This is a genomic window from Nocardia grenadensis (genome assembly GCF_050942415.1).
Classification (GTDB): Bacteria; Actinomycetota; Actinomycetes; order Mycobacteriales; family Mycobacteriaceae; genus Nocardia; species Nocardia grenadensis.
The window spans coordinates 185,677-209,259 of sequence record NZ_CP192054.1 but is presented as its reverse complement, the minus strand read 5'-3'; the positions used below and the strand labels follow the sequence as shown (position 1 = coordinate 209,259).

The 23,583-nt window shown below is 67.4% G+C and carries 28 protein-coding genes and 4 tRNA genes; 16 read left to right on the top strand and 16 right to left on the bottom strand.

The window, feature by feature from the left end:
* Positions 1 to 210: 210 nt before the first annotated feature.
* Complete coding sequence (locus tag ACQPYS_RS00940) at positions 211 to 1,275, top strand: alpha/beta hydrolase (protein WP_063035317.1); 1,065 nt, start codon at positions 211 to 213, stop codon at positions 1,273 to 1,275.
* Between the two features lie 8 nt (positions 1,276 to 1,283).
* On the opposite strand, the gene hisC is transcribed toward ACQPYS_RS00940, so the two are convergent.
* Positions 1,284 to 2,363 (bottom strand): histidinol-phosphate transaminase, encoded by a 1,080-nt coding sequence (hisC, locus tag ACQPYS_RS00935; protein ID WP_433491459.1) that lies wholly within the window; start codon positions 2,361 to 2,363, stop codon positions 1,284 to 1,286.
* A gap of 94 nt (positions 2,364 to 2,457) precedes the next feature.
* Here hisC and ACQPYS_RS00930 point away from each other — a divergent pair, with 94 nt between their 5' ends.
* The 6 genes from ACQPYS_RS00930 (at position 2,458) to ACQPYS_RS00905 (ending at position 5,152) form a co-directional block, all read left to right on the top strand.
* The gene (locus ACQPYS_RS00930) at positions 2,458 to 3,192 is read left to right on the top strand and encodes a dienelactone hydrolase family protein (protein ID WP_433491458.1); all 735 of its coding nucleotides are present in this window, start codon (positions 2,458 to 2,460) and stop codon (positions 3,190 to 3,192) included.
* Between the two features lie 92 nt (positions 3,193 to 3,284).
* Positions 3,285 to 3,374 (top strand) — tRNA-Ser (locus ACQPYS_RS00925).
* A 36-nt stretch (positions 3,375 to 3,410) separates the two neighbouring features.
* Positions 3,411 to 3,483, top strand: a tRNA-Arg gene (locus ACQPYS_RS00920).
* Between the two features lie 195 nt (positions 3,484 to 3,678).
* A complete protein-coding gene (locus ACQPYS_RS00915) occupies positions 3,679 to 4,026 on the top strand; it encodes a type II toxin-antitoxin system RelE/ParE family toxin (protein ID WP_063040675.1) in 348 nt (115 codons plus the stop codon).
* On the top strand, positions 4,026 to 4,325 hold the full coding sequence (locus ACQPYS_RS00910; protein ID WP_307718780.1) for a helix-turn-helix domain-containing protein: 300 nt from the start codon (positions 4,026 to 4,028) through the stop codon (positions 4,323 to 4,325). The genes ACQPYS_RS00915 and ACQPYS_RS00910 overlap by 1 nt, the downstream gene beginning before the upstream one ends.
* Before the next feature lie 533 nt (positions 4,326 to 4,858).
* A complete protein-coding gene (locus ACQPYS_RS00905; RefSeq protein ID WP_245664748.1) occupies positions 4,859 to 5,152 on the top strand; it encodes a putative quinol monooxygenase in 294 nt (97 codons plus the stop codon).
* Here ACQPYS_RS00905 and ACQPYS_RS00900 read toward each other — a convergent pair whose 3' ends face one another.
* Positions 5,153 to 5,443 (bottom strand): hypothetical protein, encoded by a 291-nt coding sequence (locus ACQPYS_RS00900; protein ID WP_433491457.1) that lies wholly within the window; start codon positions 5,441 to 5,443, stop codon positions 5,153 to 5,155. It abuts the gene before it with no gap.
* Positions 5,444 to 5,903: 460 nt separating this feature from the next.
* On the opposite strand from ACQPYS_RS00900, the gene ACQPYS_RS00895 reads away from it, so the two are divergent.
* The 3 genes from ACQPYS_RS00895 to ACQPYS_RS00885 all read left to right on the top strand — a co-directional run bounded on the left by ACQPYS_RS00895 (position 5,904) and on the right by ACQPYS_RS00885 (position 8,029).
* Positions 5,904 to 6,161, top strand: a complete 258-nt coding sequence (locus ACQPYS_RS00895) for a hypothetical protein (RefSeq protein ID WP_433491456.1) — start codon at positions 5,904 to 5,906, stop codon at positions 6,159 to 6,161.
* A gap of 146 nt (positions 6,162 to 6,307) precedes the next feature.
* Positions 6,308 to 6,616 carry a hypothetical protein gene (locus ACQPYS_RS00890; RefSeq protein WP_431939474.1) on the top strand — a complete coding sequence of 103 codons (309 nt, stop codon included), beginning with the start codon at positions 6,308 to 6,310 and terminating at the stop codon, positions 6,614 to 6,616.
* A 108-nt stretch (positions 6,617 to 6,724) separates the two neighbouring features.
* Positions 6,725 to 8,029, top strand: a complete 1,305-nt coding sequence (locus ACQPYS_RS00885; RefSeq protein ID WP_433491455.1) for an APC family permease — start codon at positions 6,725 to 6,727, stop codon at positions 8,027 to 8,029.
* A 137-nt stretch (positions 8,030 to 8,166) separates the two neighbouring features.
* Here the strand turns inward: ACQPYS_RS00885 and ACQPYS_RS00880 are convergent, their stop codons facing one another.
* The 3 genes from ACQPYS_RS00880 to ACQPYS_RS00870 all read right to left on the bottom strand — a co-directional run bounded on the left by ACQPYS_RS00880 (position 8,167) and on the right by ACQPYS_RS00870 (position 10,346).
* Positions 8,167 to 9,009: a hypothetical protein gene (locus tag ACQPYS_RS00880; protein WP_431939476.1), complete on the bottom strand. Its 843-nt coding sequence runs from the start codon at positions 9,007 to 9,009 to the stop codon at positions 8,167 to 8,169.
* Between the two features lie 122 nt (positions 9,010 to 9,131).
* A complete protein-coding gene (locus ACQPYS_RS00875) occupies positions 9,132 to 9,668 on the bottom strand; it encodes a VOC family protein (RefSeq protein WP_431939477.1) in 537 nt (178 codons plus the stop codon).
* A 66-nt stretch (positions 9,669 to 9,734) separates the two neighbouring features.
* Positions 9,735 to 10,346 carry a TetR/AcrR family transcriptional regulator gene (locus ACQPYS_RS00870; RefSeq protein WP_063040658.1) on the bottom strand — a complete coding sequence of 204 codons (612 nt, stop codon included), beginning with the start codon at positions 10,344 to 10,346 and terminating at the stop codon, positions 9,735 to 9,737.
* 174 nt (positions 10,347 to 10,520) lie between these two features.
* Between ACQPYS_RS00870 and ACQPYS_RS00865 the strand changes: the two genes are divergently transcribed.
* Both ACQPYS_RS00865 and ACQPYS_RS00860 read left to right on the top strand, forming a co-directional pair.
* A complete protein-coding gene (locus tag ACQPYS_RS00865) occupies positions 10,521 to 11,327 on the top strand; it encodes a ferredoxin reductase (RefSeq protein ID WP_063040656.1) in 807 nt (268 codons plus the stop codon).
* Positions 11,328 to 11,645: 318 nt separating this feature from the next.
* The gene (locus ACQPYS_RS00860) at positions 11,646 to 13,055 is read left to right on the top strand and encodes a fatty acid desaturase family protein (RefSeq protein ID WP_433491454.1); all 1,410 of its coding nucleotides are present in this window, start codon (positions 11,646 to 11,648) and stop codon (positions 13,053 to 13,055) included.
* A 119-nt stretch (positions 13,056 to 13,174) separates the two neighbouring features.
* Here ACQPYS_RS00860 and ACQPYS_RS00855 read toward each other — a convergent pair whose 3' ends face one another.
* The gene (locus ACQPYS_RS00855; protein ID WP_039828343.1) at positions 13,175 to 13,378 is read right to left on the bottom strand and encodes a cold-shock protein; all 204 of its coding nucleotides are present in this window, start codon (positions 13,376 to 13,378) and stop codon (positions 13,175 to 13,177) included.
* A gap of 529 nt (positions 13,379 to 13,907) precedes the next feature.
* Here ACQPYS_RS00855 and ACQPYS_RS00850 point away from each other — a divergent pair.
* Positions 13,908 to 14,216 (top strand): MerR family DNA-binding transcriptional regulator, encoded by a 309-nt coding sequence (locus ACQPYS_RS00850; RefSeq protein ID WP_433493162.1) that lies wholly within the window; start codon positions 13,908 to 13,910, stop codon positions 14,214 to 14,216.
* A 253-nt stretch (positions 14,217 to 14,469) separates the two neighbouring features.
* Here the strand turns inward: ACQPYS_RS00850 and ACQPYS_RS00845 are convergent.
* From ACQPYS_RS00845 to ACQPYS_RS00835, 3 genes are all read right to left on the bottom strand, one after another.
* A tRNA-Ser gene (locus ACQPYS_RS00845) sits at positions 14,470 to 14,557 on the bottom strand.
* Positions 14,558 to 14,719: 162 nt separating this feature from the next.
* Positions 14,720 to 15,154, bottom strand: coding sequence for a nucleoside deaminase (locus ACQPYS_RS00840; protein ID WP_433493161.1), 435 nt, complete (start codon positions 15,152 to 15,154; stop codon positions 14,720 to 14,722).
* Positions 15,155 to 15,182: 28 nt separating this feature from the next.
* A complete protein-coding gene (locus tag ACQPYS_RS00835; protein ID WP_431939479.1) occupies positions 15,183 to 15,722 on the bottom strand; it encodes a tRNA adenosine deaminase-associated protein in 540 nt (179 codons plus the stop codon).
* 58 nt (positions 15,723 to 15,780) lie between these two features.
* Here ACQPYS_RS00835 and ACQPYS_RS00830 point away from each other — a divergent pair, with 58 nt between their 5' ends.
* Positions 15,781 to 16,746 carry a prephenate dehydrogenase gene (locus ACQPYS_RS00830; protein WP_433491453.1) on the top strand — a complete coding sequence of 322 codons (966 nt, stop codon included), beginning with the start codon at positions 15,781 to 15,783 and terminating at the stop codon, positions 16,744 to 16,746.
* A gap of 6 nt (positions 16,747 to 16,752) precedes the next feature.
* Here the strand turns inward: ACQPYS_RS00830 and ACQPYS_RS00825 are convergent, their stop codons facing one another.
* On the bottom strand, positions 16,753 to 17,367 hold the full coding sequence (locus ACQPYS_RS00825; RefSeq protein WP_084481664.1) for a putative glycolipid-binding domain-containing protein: 615 nt from the start codon (positions 17,365 to 17,367) through the stop codon (positions 16,753 to 16,755).
* Positions 17,368 to 17,613: 246 nt separating this feature from the next.
* Here ACQPYS_RS00825 and ACQPYS_RS00820 point away from each other — a divergent pair, with 246 nt between their 5' ends.
* A complete protein-coding gene (locus tag ACQPYS_RS00820) occupies positions 17,614 to 18,636 on the top strand; it encodes a zeta toxin family protein (RefSeq protein ID WP_433491452.1) in 1,023 nt (340 codons plus the stop codon).
* Positions 18,637 to 18,832: 196 nt separating this feature from the next.
* Here the strand turns inward: ACQPYS_RS00820 and ACQPYS_RS00815 are convergent, their stop codons facing one another.
* The 6 genes from ACQPYS_RS00815 to ACQPYS_RS00790 form a co-directional block, all read right to left on the bottom strand.
* A complete protein-coding gene (locus ACQPYS_RS00815; protein ID WP_433491451.1) occupies positions 18,833 to 19,234 on the bottom strand; it encodes a hypothetical protein in 402 nt (133 codons plus the stop codon).
* 191 nt (positions 19,235 to 19,425) lie between these two features.
* Complete coding sequence (locus tag ACQPYS_RS00810; RefSeq protein ID WP_431939483.1) at positions 19,426 to 19,923, bottom strand: hypothetical protein; 498 nt, start codon at positions 19,921 to 19,923, stop codon at positions 19,426 to 19,428.
* Position 19,924: 1 nt separating this feature from the next.
* Positions 19,925 to 20,626, bottom strand: coding sequence for a WXG100 family type VII secretion target (locus ACQPYS_RS00805; RefSeq protein WP_433491450.1), 702 nt, complete (start codon positions 20,624 to 20,626; stop codon positions 19,925 to 19,927).
* Between the two features lie 23 nt (positions 20,627 to 20,649).
* On the bottom strand, positions 20,650 to 20,976 hold the full coding sequence (locus tag ACQPYS_RS00800) for a type VII secretion target (RefSeq protein WP_431939484.1): 327 nt from the start codon (positions 20,974 to 20,976) through the stop codon (positions 20,650 to 20,652).
* 183 nt (positions 20,977 to 21,159) lie between these two features.
* A tRNA-Ser gene (locus ACQPYS_RS00795) sits at positions 21,160 to 21,247 on the bottom strand.
* A 48-nt stretch (positions 21,248 to 21,295) separates the two neighbouring features.
* Complete coding sequence (locus tag ACQPYS_RS00790; RefSeq protein ID WP_063040642.1) at positions 21,296 to 22,471, bottom strand: alpha-hydroxy-acid oxidizing protein; 1,176 nt, start codon at positions 22,469 to 22,471, stop codon at positions 21,296 to 21,298.
* A 71-nt stretch (positions 22,472 to 22,542) separates the two neighbouring features.
* Between ACQPYS_RS00790 and ACQPYS_RS00785 the strand changes: the two genes are divergently transcribed.
* Positions 22,543 to 23,553, top strand: coding sequence for an NAD(P)H-quinone oxidoreductase (locus tag ACQPYS_RS00785; protein WP_433491449.1), 1,011 nt, complete (start codon positions 22,543 to 22,545; stop codon positions 23,551 to 23,553).
* Positions 23,554 to 23,583: the final 30 nt, after the last annotated feature.

Sequence of the window (23,583 nt, the reverse complement as noted above, 5' to 3'; positions counted from 1 at the left end):
CCCGAGTGCGCGATTCCCGAACGCGGCTCTCTCCAGGAGCGGTTCGCGGCCGTGAGATACACCACCGTCACATATGCGCCTGTCCGCGAGTCGATCATGGTCAATCCAGAGTTACTCAGCGACAACACCATAGAAATACCTGGTCAGGGGTTTATCTCTGGTGGTTTCAGGTTCGCGGTCACGGCCCGGAGGTCTGGCAGGATGGGCGCCATGAAGTTGCGTGTCGGTCTGGCCACCGTGGTGTCGGGCGCTTTCGCCCTGTCCGGTGCGATCCTGCCCGGCACCGCGACGGCCACCCCCGAACCGCCGCATGCCGCGCCCGCGCGGCCCGACACCGGTTCCGCCGAGGACCCCGGCCCGGTGGAGAAAGCCGAACCGGTCCCCGCCCCGCACGCCGCGATCATCGGTACCGAACCGGTGACCGACCGGCTGATGCGGGTGTTCGTCGATTCACCGGCCATGCACCGCACGGTGCAGGTGCTGGTCCTGCTACCCACCGACCGGAGCACACCCCGCCCCACCGTCTACATGCTCGACGGCCGCAGCACCCAGCCCGACAGCAACAACTGGCTCGACCGCGGCGACGCCGCCCGGTTCTTCGCCGACAAACCGGTCAATGTGGTGTTCACCGTCGGGGGGCCCGCCAGTTTCTACACCGACTGGCAGCGCCCCGACCCGGTGCTCGGCGTCAACAAATGGGAGACCTTCCTCACCGAGGAACTGCCCCCGCTGCTGGACGCCCGGTTCTCGGGGAACGGCCGTAACGCCGTGATCGGCACCTCAATGGGCGCCGAGGCCGCGATGATGCTCGCCATCCGCAAACCCGAGCTGTACACCGCGGTCGGCGCGCACAGCGGATGCTTCTCGACCGGCACCGATCTCGGTCAGGCCCAGGCCCGCATCGTCGTCTCCACCTACAAGGGCGATCCGGAGAACATGTTCGGCGCCCCCGACGACCCGGCCTGGCTCGCCCACGACGTGACCCTGCACGCCGCCGCGCTGCGTGGCAAAGCGCTCTACCTGTCGGTGGGCAGCGGGCGCCCGGGTGTCCACGACACCCTGGCCAACCCGGAAACCCCCACCAGCGTGGTGATGGGCGGCCCGCTGGAGGCCGCCACCGATTTCTGCACCCGCCGGCTGGCCCAGCGTCTCGACACCCTGGGCATCACCTACACCGCCAACTTCCGCCCGACCGGCACCCACTCGTGGCCGTACTGGGCCGACGAACTGGTCACCTCCTGGCCCACCATCGCCGGCGGGCTCGGACTCGCCTGAACCGCCGGTCAGGAGCCGGCGAAGCGGGCCGCGGTCTCCGGGTCGGTCGCGAAATCCAGGAACAGATCGTTCTCGTGCGGATCGCCCGCGGTCACCCGGACACCCTCACCGGCGAAGGGCCGGATCAGCACGCCCGCCGCCGCGCTCGCCTCCGCGAATTCGGTGGTCGCGGCGTCCGACGTGATCCACAGGAAGTTCGATTCGCTCACCGGCACCCGGTAGCCCGCCGCCAGCAGCGCGGTACGCATCCGGTCGCGTTCAGCGATCACCGCTTCGGTGCGGTCCAGTAATTCGTGGCGGGCCTCCAGGGAGGCGATGGCCGCGGCCTGGGCGACCCGGCTCACGCTGAACGGGATATGCACCTTCAGCAGCGCCGCGATCACCTCCGGCGCGCCCACCGCGTACCCGACCCGCAGTCCCGCCAGCCCGTAGGCCTTCGAGAAAGTCCGCAGCACAACCACGTTCGGCCGGTTCCGGGCCAGCTCGACCCCATCGGGATGATCACCGGGCGTCATCCGCAGGTACTCGTAGTAGGCCTCATCCAGCGCGACCAGGACATTGCCGGGCACCCGGTCCAGGAACCGCTCCAGTTCCGCCCGGCCGACAGCGGTGCCGGTGGGATTGTTCGGGTTGCACACGAAGATCAGTCGGGTCCGCTCGGTGACGGCAGCGGCCAGCGCGTCCAGGTCGTGCACATGATCACGCAGCGGCACGGTCACCGCGGTCGCGTTGCCGACCTGGGTGATGATCGGATACGCCTCGAACGAACGCCACGCGTAGAGCACCTCGTCGGCCGGGTCCGCGCAGGTGATCTGGACCAGTTCCTGGCACAGCGCCACACTCCCGCAACCGACCGCGATATTCGCCGGCTCGACACCGAGGAACTCCGCCAGCGCCGCTCGCAGTTCGCCGGACTGGTTGTCCGGGTAACGGTTGGCCAGTTCCACCGCCTCGGCGATGGCCTTGCTCGCGGCGGGCAGCGGACCGATGGTGGTCTCGTTACTCGCCAGTTTGACCGCGCCGGGATGGCTGCGGCCGGGAACGTATGCCGGAATGGAATCGAGGTCCGGCCGGATGTGCGCGGTCACGTAACGAGCTTAGTTCCGGTCTCGATCGAGCCACGTTCGGGCTGCTCAACCACTAATTCTCCCCGGTCCCGGGATATCGCCCTACGCTGGGAACATGTCGGGCACTTATGACGATATCGCGCTCCTGCGGCGCGGCGAAACGGAAGCGAACGGATACGACCAAGCGCCGACAGGGGCTGTCACCAGCCCGAAAGCCGACGAACATGTGCCCATCACAGTCATCGAACCCGACGGCTTCGCCCGTGGCGGAATCGTCCTGTTGCACGAGGCGCGAGAGTTCACCGGATCGTTGCTGGAGTTCATGCGCGCCCTCGCCGTCGAGGGGTGGCTGGTCGTCGCACCGAACCTGTTCCACCGCGCCACCGCGTCGGCGTCCGGGGTGTACGGCGACGAACTCTTCGAGGATTTCGATGCCTGCTTCGACTGGCTCACCCACCGCGGCGTCTTCCCGGACTGCATCGGCGTGCTCGGTTTCGACACCGCCGGCACCGCGACCTTCCTCGTCGCCACCAACCGCCCCGTCGGCGCCGCGGTCAGCGTCGGCGCCACCGGTATCACCGCCCCCATCACCGAACAAGCCGAGGCACTGGTGGTGGCCGCACCACGCCTGCAGGCCCCCTGGCTGGGCCTGTTCGGTGGCGAGGCGGACACGTGCGCCGGCGATGTGGACGCCCTCCGCGACGCCACCGCCACCGCCGCCGTTGCCAGCCTCGTGGTCACCTACCCCGGCCGGCTCCACCGCGCCGACCACGCGGGCGGTGAGGACGGCGACGACCTGGTCGACCCCCGAACCCGTATCTTCGACTGGTTCGACAGCCATTTACGCTGATCGACCAGCCGTTTTGCAGTTTTCCTACAAGCTCGGGTAGCCTTCTTGCTCGGCGGTTCGAAAGGACCGGTGCCCTCGAAGAGAAGGCTCCAGGAGGCGTGCCAGAGCGGCCGAATGGGACTCACTGCTAATGAGTTGTCCCTTCACGGGGACCGGAGGTTCAAATCCTCTCGCCTCCGCCACGCCCGGGAAACCGGGCGACAACTGAATATGCGTATGCGCCCGTAGCTCAACGGATAGAGCATCTGACTACGGATCAGAAGGTTAGGGGTTCGAATCCCTTCGGGCGCACAGAGATCGGCCCCCGATCCGCGAAAGCGGCTCGGGGGCCGATCGGCGTTTCGAGGAGTTCACCGAGTTCCACCGCGGTGCTGCGGCGACCTCCTTCGTGCCGAGACTATGCACAAGCACGTCGCGACAGCTCGCCGACCCGTGGCCGCCCGGCCCTCCCTCCTAGGAATATGCCTTCGATGATATATTGTGGTCATGTGGCAGATCGAGTACTCGGAGGAAGTGGGCACGTGGCTGCAATCGCTCAGCGTCGCCGATCTCGCGGCTGCCCGGCGCAAGCTCGACCTACTGGCCGCCGAGGGCCCGATGCTACGCATGCCGCACGCGAAGTACCTCGGACAGAAGTTGTACGAGCTGCGATTCGCAGCGGAAGAGGTCAACCGGCGCATCACCTACACATTCGACCCACCGCGGAAGGTGATTACCTTGACCACCTTCCGCAAGCAACGGCAAAACGAAGTCCGCGAGGTCGCCCGCGCTCGTAAGGCGTTGAAGCGCTACCGCGACCGGCCGAGTACCGACAAGGACAAAGAGAGGGGCTGATGAAGATGATGAGCCACGATGAGGTGTTCGGCGCACGGCTGGCACAGATGACCGACGAAGAGCGCGCCGAGTACGAAGCCGCATACGAGGAGGCGGGTCTGGCGCTGCGCATGGCCGAACTGTTCTACGCCGCGCGTACCGGTGCCGGTTTGACCCAGACCGAGCTCGCCCGCCGCATGGGCACCACTCAGCCCACGATTGCCAAGATCGAGGGCGGCGGGCGCGTGCCGACCATCGACATGCTCGACCGGCTGGCCCGCGCGGTCGGCCAGCGCCTCGAGGTATCGCTGGTCGCATGAGCCCGTGGCCGTCGGGTGCGACGTACGACCAGCCATGAGCAGCAGGCCTATCGACTCAGCGATATGAGGCCAAGCGGCTGCACTCCTCCTTCGAAACACTGGGTTATCGAGAAGTGTGGGCACGACGAGAGCCGTACGTCGAGTTCCTTCCCCTGCTAGAAAAATACTCCAAAAGGGCTCGTACATTTTACGGTTGGTTCTGGGAGCAGGCGAAGGAGGCCGTGCGCGCCGAGGTCGACGAATACCACTCTAAAAGTAACGAGCTTGGTCATTGGCTCGCCGAAGTGATCGCAAAACCGGACTTCGAGCCTCACGATGAAGGAAGGCCGATACCCGGATCTCTTTGACGCAACCGGGCTCTTGCCCATACGTCTCGATGCGCATTCGGCACTACAGGTCAACACGATCGAATGCCGGGCCGTCGGTAGTCGTCGAGCCGATCGGGTAAGACACGTACCGGGCCCCGGATGTGCACGCGTGCGACACTGGCCCTCCGTGCAGTTTGGTGTATTGGAGGGTCGATGTTTGCGCTCGTGGTGAGGTTCAACCTGAAGGACGCCGAGGCCGCCGAAGCATTCGACCGGTTGGTGGCGGAGACCACCGAGGGCATCACCGAGTCGGAACCCGGGACCCTCGTCTACGCCACCCACACCGTGACGGACGCACCACTCGCCCGCGTCTTCTACGAGGTCTACCGGGACCGCGAAGCGTTCGAGGAACACGAGCGACAGCCCCATACCCGCCGCTTCCTCGATCGGCGCGCCGACTATGTGGCCGACTTCCGGGTCGAGTTCCTCACCCCGGCCACTACCAAAGGCCTGCCCTGATCACAGCCGATCGGCGATCCCGCACCACACGGCCAACCCGTGCACGGCATCCACCTTGCGGGCTTCGGCGCGCGCCAGAGCCCGCACCGTTTCGCGGACCATCGGGTTGTACCGGGTCTGGGCGGGCGCGATCCTTTTTGCGATAGACAGCGATTTCAGGGCCCGGCCACGGTCGCCCTGGAGAAGGAACGCCCGCGAGAGGTCGATGTAGTGATGTCCGGCCCGCTCCTTCGGTGTCGTCGCCGGGATCACGACCGTCTGCGCTCGGCTCAGAGCTGTCGCCGCATCCATCGCTTCTACCGGAAGGGCGACCGACCAGATAGCTACGTTGGTCGGACCGAACGACAGTATTCGATCGCGGTCATCACCCAACCGTCGCGCAGCCTCGCGAGCTTCGGCCAGGTGTTCATCGGCAAGATCACGCTTCCCGGAACGAGACGCCGCCCAGCCCGACTGGAGGTGGAGCCCGCCCCACGCGATGAGGTCCTTCCGGGTGGCGGTACCGAGCCGAATTTCGATATAGGTCCGGCAGCTCTCCAGGAAACACATCGCGGCAGTCCAGTCGCCCCCTGCGGTCAGAATGGCCGCACGCTGGAATTGGGCCGCAGCGATCCACACCGAGTCGCCCGACTTCGCCGCGGACCAGGTCAGGCGGTCGACTCCGTTGTCCCCGCTTCGAAACGGCGGCGGAGTTCGCGGCCCGGGCACGCCCGTGAGCCGGCCGATATCCGGGAAGCGGAGAGCACTTGTATTGCGCCGGACCGATTGCGACAGCGGCGTTGTCGACCGGCTGGCACACGAGTACGGCCTCGACATCGTGTACACGGTCGTCACGGATTCGGCCCCACAGCTCGCGGCGCTCATCGCTGTCCATCACATGCTGGAATCCGACGCCGAGGCAGTTGTGGTTCCGCACCTCACCGAAGACGAGGTCCGGAGAAATCGCTCGTGGCAGCTGGTGGTCACGCTTGCGAGGCTGGTGACCACGGCCGGCGTGGTCGATCGATAGTTGCGCGTGATCGAGCACAGACGCCGTGCCGGCAACCACCGCTCTACTCGTCGATCGACAGCCCGGGGAGGTAGCGAAGCGAGAAAGTGGTTATACCGGCGGCGAGGACCGACCCCACGACAACTTGGACCCGGAAGGATGCAGACATGAGCAGCGGCGGCGACAAGTATCTGTCCGAACTGGGACCCGAGGAACTGCGCGGCCGGAGCGACGAGCTGACCGCTGTGCGCGACCGGCTGGTCGAGCTGGGGGCCGCCGATGTGGCGACGGAACTCGATGAGGTCCTGTCGGCGATCGCCGGCTACCACGAGCCCGATATCGAGACCTACCGCGAACAGGTCGAGCGGCGCATGGCGAAGATCGCGGACGTGCTCCGGGCCGTAGAGCGGGAGAACTCCGGTGACGGCCGGCAGATCGAGGAAGCGGTCACCCGGTATCGCGCCGGCATCGACTGAATGCGCCGGGCGTCCGGCCGGGTAGCGGAGACGCCGGTAGGGGCATAGGTTGCGAATCGGCCCGTCGGTTGTCCGAGCTGCCGGCTCGGCGTGCTACTAGGAGAAGTTGTGGCCGAGCGATCGTCTACCCCGGACCCGCCGGAGGGGGTTCCCGGCGGGCTGCGCAGGCAGCTCGGACTCTCCGACGCGGTGGTGATCGGTCTGGGCTCGATGATCGGTGCGGGAATCTTCGCCGCGCTCGGGCCGGCCGCGCGCGCGGCCGGGGCCGGGCTACTGGCCGGACTGATGGTGGCGGCGGTGATCGCCTACTGCAACGCCACCTCGTCGGCTCGGCTGGCGGCGCGGTATCCGGTGTCCGGCGGCACCTATGTGTACGGCCGGGAGCGGCTCGGGGAATTCTGGGGGTTTCTGGCGGGCTGGAGTTTCGTGGTCGGCAAAACCGCCTCGTGCGCGGCCATGGCGCTGACCGTGGGCGCCTATGTGTGGCCGGACCGGGCACATGCCGTCGCCGTCGCCGCCGTGGTGACGATGACCGCGGTCAACTACCGCGGTGTGCGGAAATCGGCCTTGCTGACCCGTATCGTGGTGGCGGTCGTGCTGGGTGTGCTGGCCGCCGTGGTGGTGGCTGCCTTCACCACCGGGCATACGGATACGGGGCGGTTCGTGTTCGACGACGAGGTGAGCGTCGGCGGGATCCTCCAGTCCGCCGGACTGCTGTTCTTCGCGTTCGCCGGGTACGCGCGAATCGCCACCCTGGCAGAGGAAGTACGCGATCCCGCGCGCACGATCCCGCGGGCGATACCGCTCGCGCTGGCCATCACCCTGGCCGTCTACACGGTGGTCGCGGCGGCCGCGCTGGCCGTGCTCGGCCCCCGGCAGCTGGCGGCGGCGGCCGCACCCCTCTCACAGGTCGTGCATGCCACCGGTGTGACCTGGCTCGAACCCGTGGTCCGCGCCGGTGCCGCGATGGCGGCACTCGGCTCGCTCCTCGCCCTGACCCTGGGGGTTTCGCGCACCGCGCTGGCCATGGCGCGCGATCGGTATCTGCCCCAGACGTTCTCGGTGGTGCACCCCCAGTTCGGAGTGCCGCACCGCGCCGAGATCGGGGTCGGAGTGGTCGTCGCGGTGGTCGCGGCGACCGTCGATGTGCGTTCGGCCATCGGGTTCTCCTCCTTCGGGGTGCTCCTGTACTACGCCGTCGCCAACGCCGCGGCCCGGACGCTGACGGCGGCCGAGAACCGGCCACCACGCGTGATCCCGATACTGGGCCTGTTCGGATGCCTGGTACTGGCGTTCACCCTGCCCTGGACCGCCGTGGCTTCCGGTGTGGCGGCTACCGGTGTGGGGGTGGCGATCTACGTGATTCGTACCAGGGCGCGACAACGGTCGTCCGGCAACGGCGCTGCTTCCTGACGGCGATCCGGCACGAGGCCTGCTCTGATCAGGGTGGTATCGCCACGGGGACCGCGAGACCGAGATCGAGGCGGGCCCGAAAACGGTGGGCACCAACCAGTATCTGCGGAGAGAGGCGCATCCGGGCAATGCCGGTATCAGGGCAGGTTTCCGTTCCGTACCCACCCCTGGGCCATATCGCCGAGGTTCCACCAGCGGACGTGCCGCTCGTCCACCGATTCCAGCGACCACCCGGCCGCGAGGCGATCGAAGAACGCGTCGTCGCCGGTTTTGCCGCCCGGGGGTTCGCCCACATAGATCAGGCGCCGGCCGCCTCGGGACTCGAAGAGTTCGAGTGCGTCCGACGCCATTCGATCGCCCCAGCCCGGCGGCCAGCACAGGAACAGCACCGACTCCGCGTCCAACCCGGCCGCGAACTCATCGGCCGCGCCGACCGGAAACCACACCGCCGGGTTCCCCGCGCTGTCCGGGAAGGACGCGTTCACCGTGCTGTTCGGTGGCGCGGAATCGAAAGCCGTCATCGCGACCCCCCGGTCGGCGAGCAGTTTCGCCCAGTAGCCGCGACCCGCCCCCAACTCGACCACGGGGCGGCCCGCGCCGAAGGCCACAATCCAGTCGAGCGTCTCGGGTGCCGGAATCGCGTAGGCGTAGGTGGCCTGCAGGATCGTCTGGGCGAACCCCAGCCGCACACTCCCCCGCGGGTTACCGCCGTCGACGACTCGCCGGTCGCCGGCGGATCCGACGGCCGGGCCGACGATATTCCAGTACGGATTGCCCGACTCGGCGTCCCCGCCGGTCATGTAGTGCACGAACCGCAGATCGAACGCCGCATCGGCGTGCGGATCACCGGTCCCGTCCAGCAGTGGAGCGGTGGCCAGGTACTCGGCGACCTTCGGGTACTCGGTCCGCAACCGGACCTCGTCGTCGAGCAACGCGGCCAATTCGGTTCGGCGTTCGGGCGTCAGGACGAGAGCGGTCATACCCTCGATTCTCCAGGGCGCCGCGCGCTGCCCGGCGACGATTTCCGCGGTCCGCGCCGAAACCGTGACACTGCCGCTACGGGCACCACCCGGAGCCCGGCGGACAGTCCGCCGCCGCGGAACTACGTCGTCGAGTCCGCCGGCGCCGACAATTCCCGCATGGCCTGGCAGATGGTCGCGTGGATCTCGGACTCTTCCGTCGCCGCGTCCGGGTCCCAGGTCGGTTCCGGCGCGTTCTCGATCGCGGGCCCGAACAGCCACCACACATTGCGCCACGGATCGATGAAACGGGCGAGCGAGGAAGCGCCGTAGAAGGGCGTGGTCTCGGTGATGATCCGCGCGCCCCGGGCCGCGGCCCGCCGCAGTATCTCGTCACAGTCGGCCACATTGACCTGGAGCAGGGCCGGAGTGAACACCCAGTCCGGTTTGGAGTCCACCACCATCAGGCAGGAGTCGCCGATCCGCACTTCCGCGTGGATCAGCAGGCCGTCGGTGTCGACGGCGTGCGCCTCCGGGGTCTCGACTGCGTCGAACACCGCGCCCAGGAATTCGATGAAGGCCCGGGCGCCACCGGGTCCCTTGACCGCGGCGAATGCGTTGACGCTCCCGTAACCGTTGCCGAGTTCGGACACGGGACTGATCAGCGGTGTAGTGGTCATGGCGCGAGCATGACATCCGTTGCGGTCAGTTGCTGTCCGCTGCGCCGCCTCGGGGCGGCTCGGTTCTCACTGCCCGGAGGCCACGATGGGAACCACGTAGGCGCGAGCGAATTCGTCGAGCTGCTCGTCGGACTCCAAGGGCACCAGGCCCGACGGGCAGAGAATGAACGAGTGCACCAGCCGGCACGCCACTTCCGCGCGGGTCAGCAGATCGGCGGGTTCGGTGAACAGGCCGGCGTCCGCGGCGCGGCACAGGGCGGTATGGGCGGCCGCCACCGACATGGCGAAGACCGGACCGCCCTCCACGGTCAGTTTTTCCAGAATGCGTTCGGGTTCGACGGTCAACATGCGCTTGACCAGCGGATGATCACGCCACCGTGTGACGATTGTCACGAAAATATCGGCGATCAGGTCCGCCAGGCTGGAGTGCCGGGTGGAAATGGCGTCGACCTCGATGAGGACCGCGGCTACCTCTCGGCTCACGACCGCCTGCACCACATCGTCGCGGGAACCGACGCGGCGATATATGGTGACGCGGTCGACACCGGCCTGCCTGGCGATGTCTTCGATTGTCGTCTTCTTGACGCCGAACTCGCTGAATCTGATCAACGCCGCGTCCAGAATGCGAGCCTCGATACCGTCCTGCAGTCCGGGTGACGATGTATACGCGGCGGACATGCAGTTAACGCTAGCAAGTACCGCGTGAGCGCAAACACCTATCGGGCACTCGCAATATTGCAACATTGCTATTAATTATGTTGCGATGTAGATTCGCCGAATGGTGCAGACCAGCCAAGCAGCCGCTTGTTTCACCCTGGTGCGTCGTACATCCCGACTATCGGGAGACAACTGATGGGCACCCAGGTACCGGCTCGCGGATTCCAGATGATCGGCACGGCTGTGGACGTCTGCCGGTCCATATTCGTCGCCCACCGGCCCGCCTCATTGCTGCCGCATTCGAAGGTGCTCTGGCACAGCGGGTTCAACCGCAGGCTCGTGGTCGCCGCGATCCGGCGCAAGGCCGTCGACGTGGTGACCGTGGTCCTGGTGGATCCCGACGGCGACCCGTTACCCGCCTGGTTACCGGGCGCCCACCTGGAATTGTCCCTACCGTCCGGACGCCGCAGGCAGTACTCACTGTGCGGCGATCCCCGCGACCGCTCGGCCTACCGGATCGCCGTCCGGCTCATGCCGCACGGCAACGGCGGCTCGATCGAAATCCACGAAACCCTCCGCAGCGGTGACGCGCTGCGGGTCCACGGCCCCCGGCACACCTTTCCGTTCATCGACGCGGAGGAGTATCTCTTCGTCGCCGGAGGCATGGGAATCACTCCCATCCTCCCCATGGCCCAGGCGGCCGGCCGGCGGGGCCACCTCGTCTACGTCGGGCGCAGCCGGGAGTCGATGCCCTTCCTCGACCGAGTCCCCGGCGCGGTCATCCGGCCGGACGACGAGTTCGGGACGCCGGATATGGAGGAGATCCTGGCCCGCGCGAACCCGCATGCCGCCGTTTACGTCTGCGGCCCCACTCCCATGCAGGAAGCCGCCGCGCGTGCCCTGCCGCGGGTGAACCCCACCTGCACACTGCATCTCGAACGCTGCCCGGCAACACGGGCCACCCCGGCCCCCGAAGCGGTGCCTTCTCGGCCGTTCCACTGAAAAGCCCCTCACCTGACGATTCAGGTAAGGGCCGAGCGGCGGCGGAGGGATTTGAACCCTTCTTACCCTCTGACAGCAGCGCCTGAACCGCTCTCCTCGGATTGGCATGCGGGACAGCGATTTCCCGGCGAGTTCGAGTAGGCGCGAGGCGAGTGTGACTTTCGGGTGGTGGTGACCGCTGTTGTGACGTGTGAGCTGCTGCTGGTCTGCAGCGATATTCTCGGTGCCGGTCGAGTTGCTCATGCCCGGATGCGGTCGAGGAGACCCTGTGCCCGCATCGCTGTGGCCCGTGCAACCTGGATACGGAAAGGGATCACGGTGGCCATCACCGACATCAATGCCTACGCGCATTTGACGCCTGCTGATATCGAGGCACTCGGCGCGGAGCTCGACGCCATTCGCGGCGATGTGGAGAAGTCGCTGGGCGAGCGGGATGCGAACTATATTCGTCGGGCGATCCGCGTTCAGCGCATATTGGAGGTCGTCGGCCGGGTCACATTGTTGGCGGGCAGGAAGCGGCCGGCGTGGCTGGCCGGCACAGCGCTGTTGTCGGTCGCGAAGATCATCGAGAACATGGAGCTCGGGCACAACATCAGCCACGGGCAGTGGGATTGGATGAACGACCCCGAAATCCACTCCACCAGCTGGGAGTGGGACATGATCGGGACCTCGGCGCAGTGGAAGCAGGCGCACAACTACTCGCACCACACCTACACCAACGTGCTGGGCCGAGACGAAGACCTGGGATTCGGCATCCTGCGGATGACCCGCGACGAAGCCTGGCGGCCCGTTCATCTCGTTCAACCGCTGGCCAACCTGGTTCTCGCCGCGACCTTCGAGTGGGGCATCGCCTGGCACGACCTGTCGGCCGAGCAGGCCCGCATCGGCGAGCCGGGTTCACGGCTGCTGTCCGGGCCGAACAGAGCGTTCCTTCGCAAGGCCCGGCGGCAGGTGGCCAAGGACTTCGTGATCCATCCGCTGCTCACCGGCCCGGCGTGGAAGCAGACGCTGACGGCGAACCTCATCGCCAATCTGGCCCGCAATCTGTGGGCGTATGCGGTGATCTTCTGCGGGCACTTCCCCGATGGCGCCGAGAAGTTCACCGAGGAGCACTTCGCCGACGAAACGCGCGCGGAATGGTATCTACGTCAGATGTTGGGCAGCGCGAACTTCCGGGCGGGTCCCGTGATGGCGTTCATGAGTGGCAATCTCTGCTACCAGATCGAGCATCACCTTTTCCCCGACCTTCCGAGCAATCGGTATCCAGAGATCGCCGCGCGGGTGCGCCGGCTGTGCGACACCTACGACCTGCCCTACACGACCGGTTCCCTCGGCAGGCAGTACCTGCTGTCTTTCCGCACGATTCACAAGCTCGCGCTGCCGGACCGGTTCCTGCGCCGCACCGCCGACGACGCACCCGAAACCGCCTCGGAGCAGAAATTCGCGGGACCGGCCGGGTCGGCGTTGCCGGCGGCCGGTCAGTGGGTCCAGCACCATTGGCCCGGAATCGATCCGCACACCGGCCGGCGGCGCGGTTTACGTTCGGCACTGGTCGAGGGCAAGGTCGCGCTGCGGGAGAAGGCACGCCATGAGGGGCAGATGCCTCGTGCGGCCAAGCGGGCCTTGCAGGACAAGGCCCGCGCGGAGCAGAAGGTTCTGCGCCGCAAAGCGTTGCATGAGTGGGCGATCAGGCGCGTACGACGCAGGCAGCAACAGCACCAACAGTGAAGGGGTGCTGCTGTCGATGAGTGCCATACGGCCGCCCGTCGTATGCCCCGCCTGACCGATCCGGCCCGGAAAAGCAAGAAGCCCGCGCGTATCGCGCGGGCTTCTGTAACGGTCGGCTCCTAGATGGCGCGGACGTCCTGGGCCTGCGGGCCCTTCTGGCCCTGGCCGATCTCGAACTCGACACGCTGGCCCTCGTCGAGGGACTTGAAGCCGGAGCCGGAAATCTGGGAGTAGTGGACGAACACGTCAGGGCCGCCCGCGTCCTGCGCGATGAAACCGAAGCCCTTTTCGCCGTTGAACCACTTCACACTGCCTTGCGACATACTTTTATTTACTTCCTGTTGCGAGCCGGGCGATCACTGCAACAACCCGTGCTCGACACCCAGCATGCCACACATCCCGAAGACGCAGCGGCCGCGCTGCGCAACGGCTCCGTCGCTGATCAAGACCTCGCGCTACGCCCTGCCTCAGGCACATAAAAAAATCTGTAGCGACAACGATAGACATTCACGAGAGCGCGTGGTAGCTTCTGTGGCGTTGGAAGAGAAAGAAGTATCCAGACGGCACGGGAGATGACGAAACTACCCGTGACAGGTAAGACCGCGGGCGCGGCCAAGGGGCCAGCACGAATGACGGTTCCGCCGCCCGCTGGGAAGCGGGTGAAGTTGCACGGAAAGAAGATGAAGTAACACCGTGAAGAGAAGGGAGGCGTTGCCCGTCGGTCACCCGCGAAGTTATGTAGTCGGGGTGATCGCCGACGTTTCGGTTACATGTCGGAAGACGAAGTAATTCTCCCCTTCAGTGCCCCGGCGCCGCAGGCGCCGGGGCACTTCGGCGTATGGAGACCACACGATTACCGAACCCACGACCGCGAACGAGAAGTTCGACGATGACGACTACCCTGCCTACACCATGGGCCGCGCCGCCGACCTGCTCGGCACCAGCCAAGCGTTCCTGCGCACCCTGGACGACGCGCACCTGATCACCCCGCAACGCTCGCCCGGCGGGCACCGCCGCTACTCCCGATACCAGCTGCGTATCGCTGCCCGCGAACTCATCGACCGTGGCACGCCCTTGGAAGCGACGTGTCGGATCATCATCCTCGAAGACCAACTCGCCGAGGCCCAGGAACTAAACGCCGAGCTCACCCAGCAGGATTGAGCGCGACCGGCTGTCTCTGGCCGCGAAAGTAGCTGATGCTCGGCCTGGCGCGCCCACTCGGACACAAGGACGCCAAGGAGACGCTGCACACCTACGCGGACCTACTCGACGACGACTTGGACGAGGTCGCGCAGGCGATACACGACGCGCACGCCCGCCGGAATGTGGGCCAAATGTGGGCATTGGGCCCGGACGGGCGTTCCGCGGAGATGAAAAAAGCCCCTCACCTGACAATTCAGGTAAGGGGCTGGAGCGGTGGCGGAGGGATTTGAACCCTCGGAGGGGGGTTACCCCTCACACGCTTTCGAGGCGTGCTCCTTAGGCCGCTCGGACACGCCACCGCCCGCAACAATACCGGAACAGCCCCGTATCCCTAAATCGAGGGCCCGACCTGTGAATCTCCGGAGGCGCCCGTGCGATGAGCCCTCACCGTCGCGAATCCGCTCCGGGCCGCACCGGCAACCCACTCCGGCACCGATGCCGGAACTTCGATGAACAGGAACTCAGCGCTGGTTCCGGAAGAAATCGTCGAGGATCGACGCGCATTCGGCCTCCAGGATCCCGCCGCGTACCTGGGGCCGGTGGTTGAGACGCCGGTCGCGGACCACATCCCACAACGAACCGACCGCCCCCGTCTTGGGCTCCCATGCCCCGAACAGCAGCCGGTCCACCCGGGCCGCCACCAGCGCGCCGGCGCACATGGTGCACGGCTCCAAGGTCACCGCGAGAGTTGTGCCGGTGAGCCGCCAGCCGTCGCCGTGCACCGCGGCCGCGCGGCGCAGGGCCAGCACCTCGGCATGGGCGGTGGGATCGCCGGATGCCTCGCGCGCATTGGTGGCGCGGGCCAACTCGCGGCCCTGGTCGTCGAACACCACCGCGCCCACGGGTACATCCCGCGGGTCAGCGGTGGCGGCGACGGCGAGAGCCGTACGCACCATCTCGATATCGGCGAGCGGAACGCTCACCTCAGCGGGGCAGTTTGTCGAGCACCGCGGAGAACTCCGACGCGAAACCCAGCCGCTGGGCGACCATCGCGAGCTGTTCATCGGGATAGAGATCGGTCTCGGCGAGGATCACACTGAGCACCGGTTCGGGCAGGCCCAGATCGGCCAGGATGCCGAGGTCGCCCTCCTCCCACGGCTCGACATCGTCGAGTTCGTCGGGATCGATATCGGGGATCTCGACATGGAGTTCCTCGAGGACATCGGCGGCGATGTCGTAGTCGATCGCCGCGGTCGCGTCCGACACCAGCAGCCGGGTACCGCTGGGAGCGGGCCGTACCACGATGAAGAACTCGTCGTCGATGTCCAGGAGTCCGAAGACCGCGCCGGAGGAACGCAGAGCTTTCAGCTCGTTCTCCGCGGCCGACAGGGTGGTGAGCGCGGCCGAGGTCAACGGAGCGCACCGCCAGGTACCGTCTTCCCGGACAACGGCCACCGCGAACCCTTCCACGTCGTCGTAATCATCCGACGTCGCCCTGTTCGTCCCCGAGCGCTGTGCTGCCATGGGCGCAACGGTAGTCGGCCCGGGGCCGTTAGATGAAGTCGTATGCGAATCTGTTCCGGTGACTGCTGACGACCATACGGCGCTCTGTGTTCTCGGGATGGGTTTGATCGGGGGCTCGCTGCTGCGTGCGGCGACCGCGGCCGGTCGGACCTGCTGGGGATACAACCGCTCGGCGCCGGGCGTGGCGGCGGCCCGGACCTCGGGTTTCGATGTCAGCGACGATCTCGCGGCGGTACTGCGCCGGGCCGCCGAAGCAGATGCTCTCATCGTGGTGGCGGTGCCGATGCCGGCGGTGCACGCGATGCTCGACGCGATCGCCGAATACGCGCCGGGATGCGCGCTGACCGATGTGGTGAGTGTGAAGGCCCCTGTCGCGGCGGCGGTGCGGCGGTACGGACTCGAAGCCCGCTACGTCGGCGGGCACCCGATGGCGGGCACCGCCGAATCGGGCTGGCAGGCAACCGATACGGAATTGTTCCGCGGCGCGGCATGGGCGGTCGGGGTGGACCCGGGCACCGACGCGGACGTCTGGACACGCGTCACCCGGCTGGCCCTGGACTGCGGTGCGGTAGCCGTCCCGGTGACCGCCTCCGAACACGACCGTGCCGTGGCCCGGATCTCCCACCTACCGCATGTTCTCGCCGAAGCGCTGGCGGTGGCCGGGGCCCGCGGCGGTGACCTCGCGCTCGGACTGGCGGCCGGGTCGTTCCGGGATGGCACCCGGGTCGCGGGCACCGCGCCCGATCTGGTGCGGGCGATCTGTGAACCCAACTCCGAGGCGCTGCTGGCGGTACTGGACGAGACGCTGACCGCGCTGGGTGAGGCCCGGGAGTCCCTCGGCGCGCAGACCTCCCTCGCCGAACTGACCGCGGCCGGTCACGCCGCCCGGCAGCGCTACGAAGCGGCCGAGCGCTGGGAGATCACCGACGTCTCCCCGGGCGCGCCGGGTTGGCTGGAGAAACTACAGGAAGCGGGCCGGGCGGGCGGGGTCGTCGCCCACCTCGCGGCGTCGGCCGGCGACTGACCGTACTCAGACCCGCTCGGCCAGACCCGGGTAGTCCAGCACGAAACCGTCGGGATCGACGGTGAGGGTCGCGCTCGACACCGGCGAAAGGACGCTGATCCCGTCTTTGGCGCTGCTGTAGGTGAGATCGGCCTCCTGCACCGTCAGCTCCGGCAACCGGACATAGACCACCGGGACCTGCACATCCTCCATGGCGTGTTGCAGATCGAACCGGCGGATGGGCAGGGTGTTGAAGAACGGGCTGAGCACCACGTCCGCGTCGAGGGCGCCGCCGAACATGGACCGGATATGGGTGCCGGTGGCATCGACGAGCCAGTAGTTCTCCTCGTCGCGGGCCAGGGACGCGTGCCGCTCCCCGGCCGCGGTGGTGCTGCTCATCGACAGGCGCCTGGTCGCGCCGTTCTCGTCGGTGACCAGGTCGTAGGAGGCACTGAACGCGGTGTGCTCGCCGCACCCGCTGCCGACGATGCGGCCGCTGGCGCGGATCCGGTTGCCGTTGAGCGTTACGCGAACCGATTCCATCCGCGAGCCGTCGTGCGCGCGCCAGGTGAGAACCGCGGGCCACCGTCCGGCGGCCGGCGTCGCCGCCGGACCGGGGGTTACGTCGCTCGATTGCGTCACGTGTCCACCGTACGCAACACCCGCGCCCGCGGCGCTTATACGGGCCGTGTTCCGCGTCGCGGTGACCGCGGCTCCGACCCGCCTCCTATGCCGACACGGAGTGAACGGGGATCCGCGACGCGAACCCGGTTACGCTCCCTCGCCGAGGTGCGTGGCCGCTCCGGCAGGTCCCCGGGGCCGCGGCCGAGTAGCACCGTGGGCTACCCACCGGCGAGAATCCGACACAATCACATCCTGTGGACTGATGTGAAGTACCTGCGGTCACCGGTTTCAGCGGTCGCGGCGCGGGGAGCCTGCCGAATCGGCAACGCGATCTACTCCGCGAGCGGCGAACTGCGGGGAACGGTGCACGGGCTCGCGAGCGAGCTGCGCAAGAGCGCCCTTCGCTTCGCGTTGTCCGATCACGATATGCGCCGGATATTCGAGACGAGAATCGTTCCCGAACAACTGGATATCCCGGGTCGGACCAAGGCGGCGACGGAGCGGCCCCGGCTGGTCGTCGCGCTGGCCCAGCCGGGCGCGGGAAAGTCCACGGCCATACGGGCCATCGTGGCGTCCTTCGGCGACCGCGGCGGCGCGGTCCCGCTGATCGCCGACGACTACATGCGGTACCACCCGATGTTCGCCGAACTCCGTGCGCACGACGACTTCACGGCCGGTGACCACCTCTATCCGACCGCGGAACGATGGCTCGATATGGCCATCGACCATGTGATCGCGGGCCGCCGGAACGCCGTCCTCGAGGAGGGCGCGGGCAACCCGGCGCGTGCGGCACGCGTCATCGAGCGCTTCCGGATGCACACCTATCACTCGACCGTCGAAGCCGTAGCGGTATCACGTCGGGAGAGCGGGGCATCGGTGCTCACCCGCTTCCTCGGTGAGCGCCTACGCGACGGTACCGGCCGATATGTGCCCACCCGCGCGCAGGACATCTGTTTCGACGGTTCGGCCGAGCTGCTGCGCCTGCTCGAATCGCCGCATCCACCGGTGGATGTCGACGAGATCAAGGTGCGCTCCCGCTCCGACCTGTTGTACGAGAACCACCGGACGGCGACGGGCGAATGGTCCGCACCGCCGGAGGGCGGACTGGTCCTGGCGGAGGAGCGGGGTCGCCCACGCACGCTGGCCGAGGAATACACCTACTCCGCGCGAAACCGGGATTTCCGGGAAGAGCTCACACAGGCATACGCCGGCCGCCCCGGGCAGGCCGCGGACTGGCACCGGCTGTGGAACGAGATGAACCTGGTGGAGGAGACGGTCCGAACCTGAACCCGGACGCATGCAGTACGGGCAACATCCAGCGGAGACCGAGAGATTCGAATCCCGGTCTCTCACCACTGTCGGTTTCGAGGCGCCTGCTCCGGCCGCTCTGCCACCTCTCCGAAAGCCTCGATCGGTGCCCGCATCCAGCGCTCGTCCGTCGTCCGACGGGCTGTTCCCGCATGAACACCGCCCCTACCGGTCCTCAGTCACCTGCCTCCGCTCGAAACCGATCCACGGCCGTAACGAAGTCCGGGTGCGACGACACGATCAACTGCTCGGCCGAATCGGTCAACCAGACATCCGCGAAGTAGTCGGACCGCATCCAGGAGACCAGGCCGACAACCATGGCGATGGGGAAGCATCCGGGCACGGCGGCGAAGCCCAGCGGCACATAGAGCTGCTCGACCCGGAAAACAACCGCCGCAACCAGCGCCCCGATCGTCGCCACGACGATCAGCAGCATCAGCAGCGCAACCCGCCGGAACCGACGGACCTCGTGCATGCAGTATTCGCAGGCCGGATACTCGAACCGGAGGCAGGCCTGCACCCCGTAGTTCTCCCGCGGCTTCCAGGGCGGCCTGATCGATCCGAGGAAAGACCGCATCGTCGGAATCTCCGACCCCGGCTGCCCCATGGAATTCACTGTGAAAGAACGACTCTCCACAGCAGGCCGGCCGTGTTCGCTGCACACAGCGGGCAATGACTCGGCAAGTTTCAGGTTCAGCGGTGCTGTCGTGAGAAGCGGGACACGGTCCGGATCCATCTCGGTCTCGAACAGCACCTTCTGCCGCCCGGTCACCGCAGCCAGCCGTTCTTCCAGCGATCACGGAAGTAGAGGTCGTCTTCATCGGGTTCGTCAGGGGTGACCACCTGGTCGCGATAGGACCCGCGACGGCCGCTCGCCGCAGAGGACACGGGCGGCTGCGGCGGCACCTGTGACTGTTGCGGAGGCGACGGCTCGGCCGACTGCGCCGGGACCGACCATGTCGGCGGCTGCTCGCGGAGCTGGTCGAGCTGTCTTTGTCCCTGCTCCGCGAGCCGCTGGCGTTCCCCCTCGGGCATCTCCGCGAACTGCTGCATCGCCGCGGGCATGGTCTGATCGAGAACCGCGTTGAAAGCGTCGCTGCGCATCAATTCCCGAGCGCTGGCCCGGCCGTCGAGAATCGCACGGATCTGATCTTTCAGTCGCGGGTCGGTTGTGCCCGCCATGATGACCTGCAGCGCCTTCGAGAGCTGGCGCGAGACCCCGAGGTCGCCGCGCGCGAGGTCGTGTACCGGCTCCGGTGAACTCACTTCACGCCCCTGGATGGTCGTAGGACTTCTGCGGCAGTGTGGGTAGGTCGCCGGTTTGGATCGCACCGAGGCCCGCGTAGATGAGCCCGGCCGTCCCTTCCAAACCGATATAGAGGGCGGACAGCTTCGAGACCATCATGTTGAATTCCGCGATTGCCCGGAGCGTGGTCAAGGTAGCGGCTGCGACCAGCGCCGCAGTGGCGACGACCCCGACACCGGTGGCCGCGGAAACCTTGACCGCAGCCCATTCGATGATCGCGATCGCGCCGATATCCAGCAGCGTCTGTACCGAATCGCCGATCGTCTTCGCGCCGTAGTACGCGGCGTTGGCGTAGTTTTTGATCTCGTCGGCGACAGCGTTCAAGGCATCGACCTGAGCCGTGACCGCGGTCGCCAGCTCGGCGAAGTACGTTTGCGCGTTCGTGGCCGCGTTGCCATCCCAGGTGGGGTCGACCGCCTTGGCCGCGTTCTCGACCTCGGTGGCGAAGCTCGTGTTGTAGGCCGCGAGATTCTCGACAGCCACACCCGCTTGCTGCAGCGCCTCCCAATCGCCGGCGACCTTCTGCGAGAACCACTCCACAGGGTCCACGCCGACAACATTCTTGAGCCAGGTACACGCCCAATACGTCGGTGAGATCTCGTTGGAGGTCACGAGGAACTCGAACTTGTCGTTCATGGGATCCTCGAGCGCGGGCTCGGCCAATTTCTCGACAGGTGCGCCGGCCATCACTTACCGGCCTCGTACGTGCGGTCCAATGCCGCGGCATTCGCGCGGTCCGTGGTCCGGTACATCTGCGCCACCGCGGCCAGTTCGGTCGCGGCGGCTGCGGACAGCCGGCCCAGTGTTTCGTAGTTCGGCTTCAACTTCGCATGGGCCTCGCTGACGGCACTCAGTCCGAGCCGGATCAGTCCACCGTCGCCCCATACCGTGTTGTCGACCACCAGCCATTTGTCGATGTAGGCCGTGGCGCTCGCATTCTCATCCGCCAGCTTCTGCAAGCTCGCCGAGAATTTGTCGACTTCCTCCGGATCGACATCGAGTTCTTCCGGCATTCGTCCCCTCCCTCCCGCGGCGCTCCCACACCGCGTTCTGCATCGGCAAACCATTGCACAGCCGGACGGGCGGGGACAACCACTCGGCCGCGGCCACCGCGCGACCTACCGAGCCTTCTTGCGGAACAGGCCATTTGCGACGGGGCCACAGCCGGGGCCGACAGTCGATCGGACTGCCGATTCTGGCGGAGACGGAGGGATTTGAACCCCCGGTCGCTCTCACGACTCTCGCTTTCAAGGCGAGTGCATTCGGCCGCTCTGCCACGTCTCCAGGGCCTCGATGGTAACCGATAGGGCCGGGAGCGGCCCGTCCGCGCGGTCAGCGGGGCACGGCGAGCAGGTCACGGGTGATGCCGGCGAGGTCGGCGCAACCGGAAAGTCCCATGGCGGAATCGAAATCGGCGAGCAGCAGGCGCAACGCGTGGCGTACCCCCGCGCTGCCGGCGATACCCAGGGCGTAGGCCCAGGGCCGGCCGTAACCCACCGCTTTGGCACCGAGAGCCAGTGCGACCAGCACATCCGAGCCGGAACGGATACCGGAGTCGAACAGCACATCGGCCCGGTCGCCGACCGCGCCGACCACCGCGCCGAGCGCGTCCAGCGCGGCGATCGAATTGTCGATCTGCCGGCCGCCGTGGTTGCTCACCCACACCGCGTCCGCGCCGGCGTCGACCAACAGCCGGGCGTCGTCGGGATGGAGCACACCCTTGACCGCGATCGGCAGATCGGTCCACTCCTGGAGCTTGGCCAGGTCGGCGGGACGCAGGGTGTGGTTGCCGAACAGGCCGACCCAGGTGAGGATCGCCATCCGCAGCGCGTCCTCGCTCTCCTCGGGCGGTGCGGACAGCTTCGCCCGGAAGACCGGGTCGGAAAGATAGTTGGCGATACCTTTGCCCAGCAGGAAGGGCAGATGGCCCAGTTCGAGATCCCGCGGCCGCCAGCCCAGGGCGGGGGTGTCCACGGTGACCACGATCGCCTTCGCCCCGGCCCGCTGCGCGCGCTCCACGAACGAACGCGCCAGCTCGTCGTCGGCGGGCCAGTACAGCTGGTACCACCAGTCGCCGGCGACCTCGCCCACCTCCTCGATGGTCGCGGAGGACGCGGTGGACAGGACGGTGCCGACCCCCAGCTCCTTCGCGGCCCGGGCCACCACCACCTCGCCCTTCTCATGCAGTAGTTCCAGCACCCCGACCGGCGAGGTCAGCACCGGGGCGGCCAGTTTGGTGCCGAGCACCTCGACCGCGGTGTCGCGCGCACCCGGACCGCTGGTCCCGCAGAGCATGCGCGGCACGATCCGGTACCGATCGAACGCGGAGGTGTTGGCCGCGGCCGTGCGTCCGGTGGAGGCGCTACCGGCCACATAGGCGTACGCGCGTGCGTCGAGCAACTCCCGGGCCCGGTCCGCGAACCCGTCCGCGCTCATCGGCAGTTCGGGGACGGTCCCGCCCATTCCCTGGAGATAGATCTCGTTCTGGAAGTCGATGAAGCTGCTCACGGCGCTCACGCTAGCCGTGTCCGGCCAGTCGCGGGCACCCTCTCGGCAATTTCTCATGCAGTATGGGTCCCGTGCGTGCGATCAACTTGAACGGATTCGGCGGCCCCGAGGTGATGGAGTGGTCCGACGCCCCGGACCCGGTACCCGGGCATGGCGAGGTACTGATCGACGTGGCGGCGGCCGGGGTGAACCGGGCCGATCTGCTACAGCGGCGCGGCCTGTACGCGCCTCCGCCGGGCATCACCGCCGTGCCCGGGCTGGAATGCTCGGGGGTGATCGCGGCCGTCGGCGAGGGTGTCCGGGAATGGTCCGTCGGCGACCGGGTGTGTGCGCTGCTGTCCGGCGGCGGGTACGCCGAGAAAGTGGTGGTCCCCACCGGTCAGGTGCTACCGGTGCCGGATGGCGTGGATCTGGCGGCGGCCGCGGGACTGCCCGAGGTCGCGGCGACGGTCTGGTCGAATCTGGTACTGACCGCCGGCCTGCACTCCGGGCAGTTGCTGCTGATCCACGGCGGTGGCAGCGGTATCGGCACCCACGCCATCCAGGTGGCGGCGCAGCTGGGCGCCCGGGTCGCGGTGACGGCCGGGTCGGCGGCGAAACTGGCACGCTGCGCGGAACTGGGCGCGAGCGTGCTCATCAACTACCGGGAACACGACTTCGTCGATCTGATCCGGGCCGAACAGGGCCTGGGCGGACCGGGCGCGGATATAATCCTCGACAACATGGGCGCTGCCTACCTCGGGCGCAATGTGGCGGCGCTGGCCCTGGACGGGCAGGTGCTGGTGATCGGCATGCAGGGCGGGGGGAACGCCGAACTGAACCTGGGCGAGCTCATGGCCAAACGCGGGACGGTGCGCGCGATCAAACTGCGCGATCGCCCGGCCACCGGCCGCGGCAGCAAAGCCGACATCATCGCCGAGGTACAGGCGCACGTCTGGCCGCTGCTGGAGACGGGCGCGGTCGTCCCGGTGATCCACGCCGAGGTCCCGGTGGCCGAGGCGGCCCGGGCACACGAACTGCTCGACGAACACGACACGTTCGGCAAGGTGATCTTGCGGATCGGTAACGAGGGCGTGAGCTGACCGGGCCGGTAGGAGAAGAGCCCGACCACG

Bases quoted from the DNA above. Each gene is read 5' to 3' on its own strand.
- ACQPYS_RS00940 (WP_063035317.1), top strand. From the start codon at position 211: ATGAAGTTGCGTGTCGGTCTGGCCACCGTGGTGTCGGGCGCTTTCGCC.
- ACQPYS_RS00930 (WP_433491458.1), top strand. From the start codon at position 2,458: ATGTCGGGCACTTATGACGATATCGCGCTCCTGCGGCGCGGCGAAACG.
- ACQPYS_RS00915 (WP_063040675.1), top strand. From the start codon at position 3,679: ATGTGGCAGATCGAGTACTCGGAGGAAGTGGGCACGTGGCTGCAATCG.
- ACQPYS_RS00910 (WP_307718780.1), top strand. From the start codon at position 4,026: ATGAAGATGATGAGCCACGATGAGGTGTTCGGCGCACGGCTGGCACAG.
- ACQPYS_RS00900 (WP_433491457.1), bottom strand. From the start codon at position 5,443: ATGGATGCGGCGACAGCTCTGAGCCGAGCGCAGACGGTCGTGATCCCG.
- ACQPYS_RS00890 (WP_431939474.1), top strand. From the start codon at position 6,308: ATGAGCAGCGGCGGCGACAAGTATCTGTCCGAACTGGGACCCGAGGAA.
- ACQPYS_RS00880 (WP_431939476.1), bottom strand. From the start codon at position 9,009: ATGACCGCTCTCGTCCTGACGCCCGAACGCCGAACCGAATTGGCCGCG.
- ACQPYS_RS00875 (WP_431939477.1), bottom strand. From the start codon at position 9,668: ATGACCACTACACCGCTGATCAGTCCCGTGTCCGAACTCGGCAACGGT.
- ACQPYS_RS00870 (WP_063040658.1), bottom strand. From the start codon at position 10,346: ATGTCCGCCGCGTATACATCGTCACCCGGACTGCAGGACGGTATCGAG.
- ACQPYS_RS00865 (WP_063040656.1), top strand. From the start codon at position 10,521: ATGGGCACCCAGGTACCGGCTCGCGGATTCCAGATGATCGGCACGGCT.
- ACQPYS_RS00855 (WP_039828343.1), bottom strand. From the start codon at position 13,378: ATGTCGCAAGGCAGTGTGAAGTGGTTCAACGGCGAAAAGGGCTTCGGT.
- ACQPYS_RS00840 (WP_433493161.1), bottom strand. From the start codon at position 15,154: ATGGTGCGTACGGCTCTCGCCGTCGCCGCCACCGCTGACCCGCGGGAT.
- ACQPYS_RS00835 (WP_431939479.1), bottom strand. From the start codon at position 15,722: ATGGCAGCACAGCGCTCGGGGACGAACAGGGCGACGTCGGATGATTAC.
- ACQPYS_RS00815 (WP_433491451.1), bottom strand. From the start codon at position 19,234: ATGCGGTCTTTCCTCGGATCGATCAGGCCGCCCTGGAAGCCGCGGGAG.
- ACQPYS_RS00800 (WP_431939484.1), bottom strand. From the start codon at position 20,976: ATGCCGGAAGAACTCGATGTCGATCCGGAGGAAGTCGACAAATTCTCG.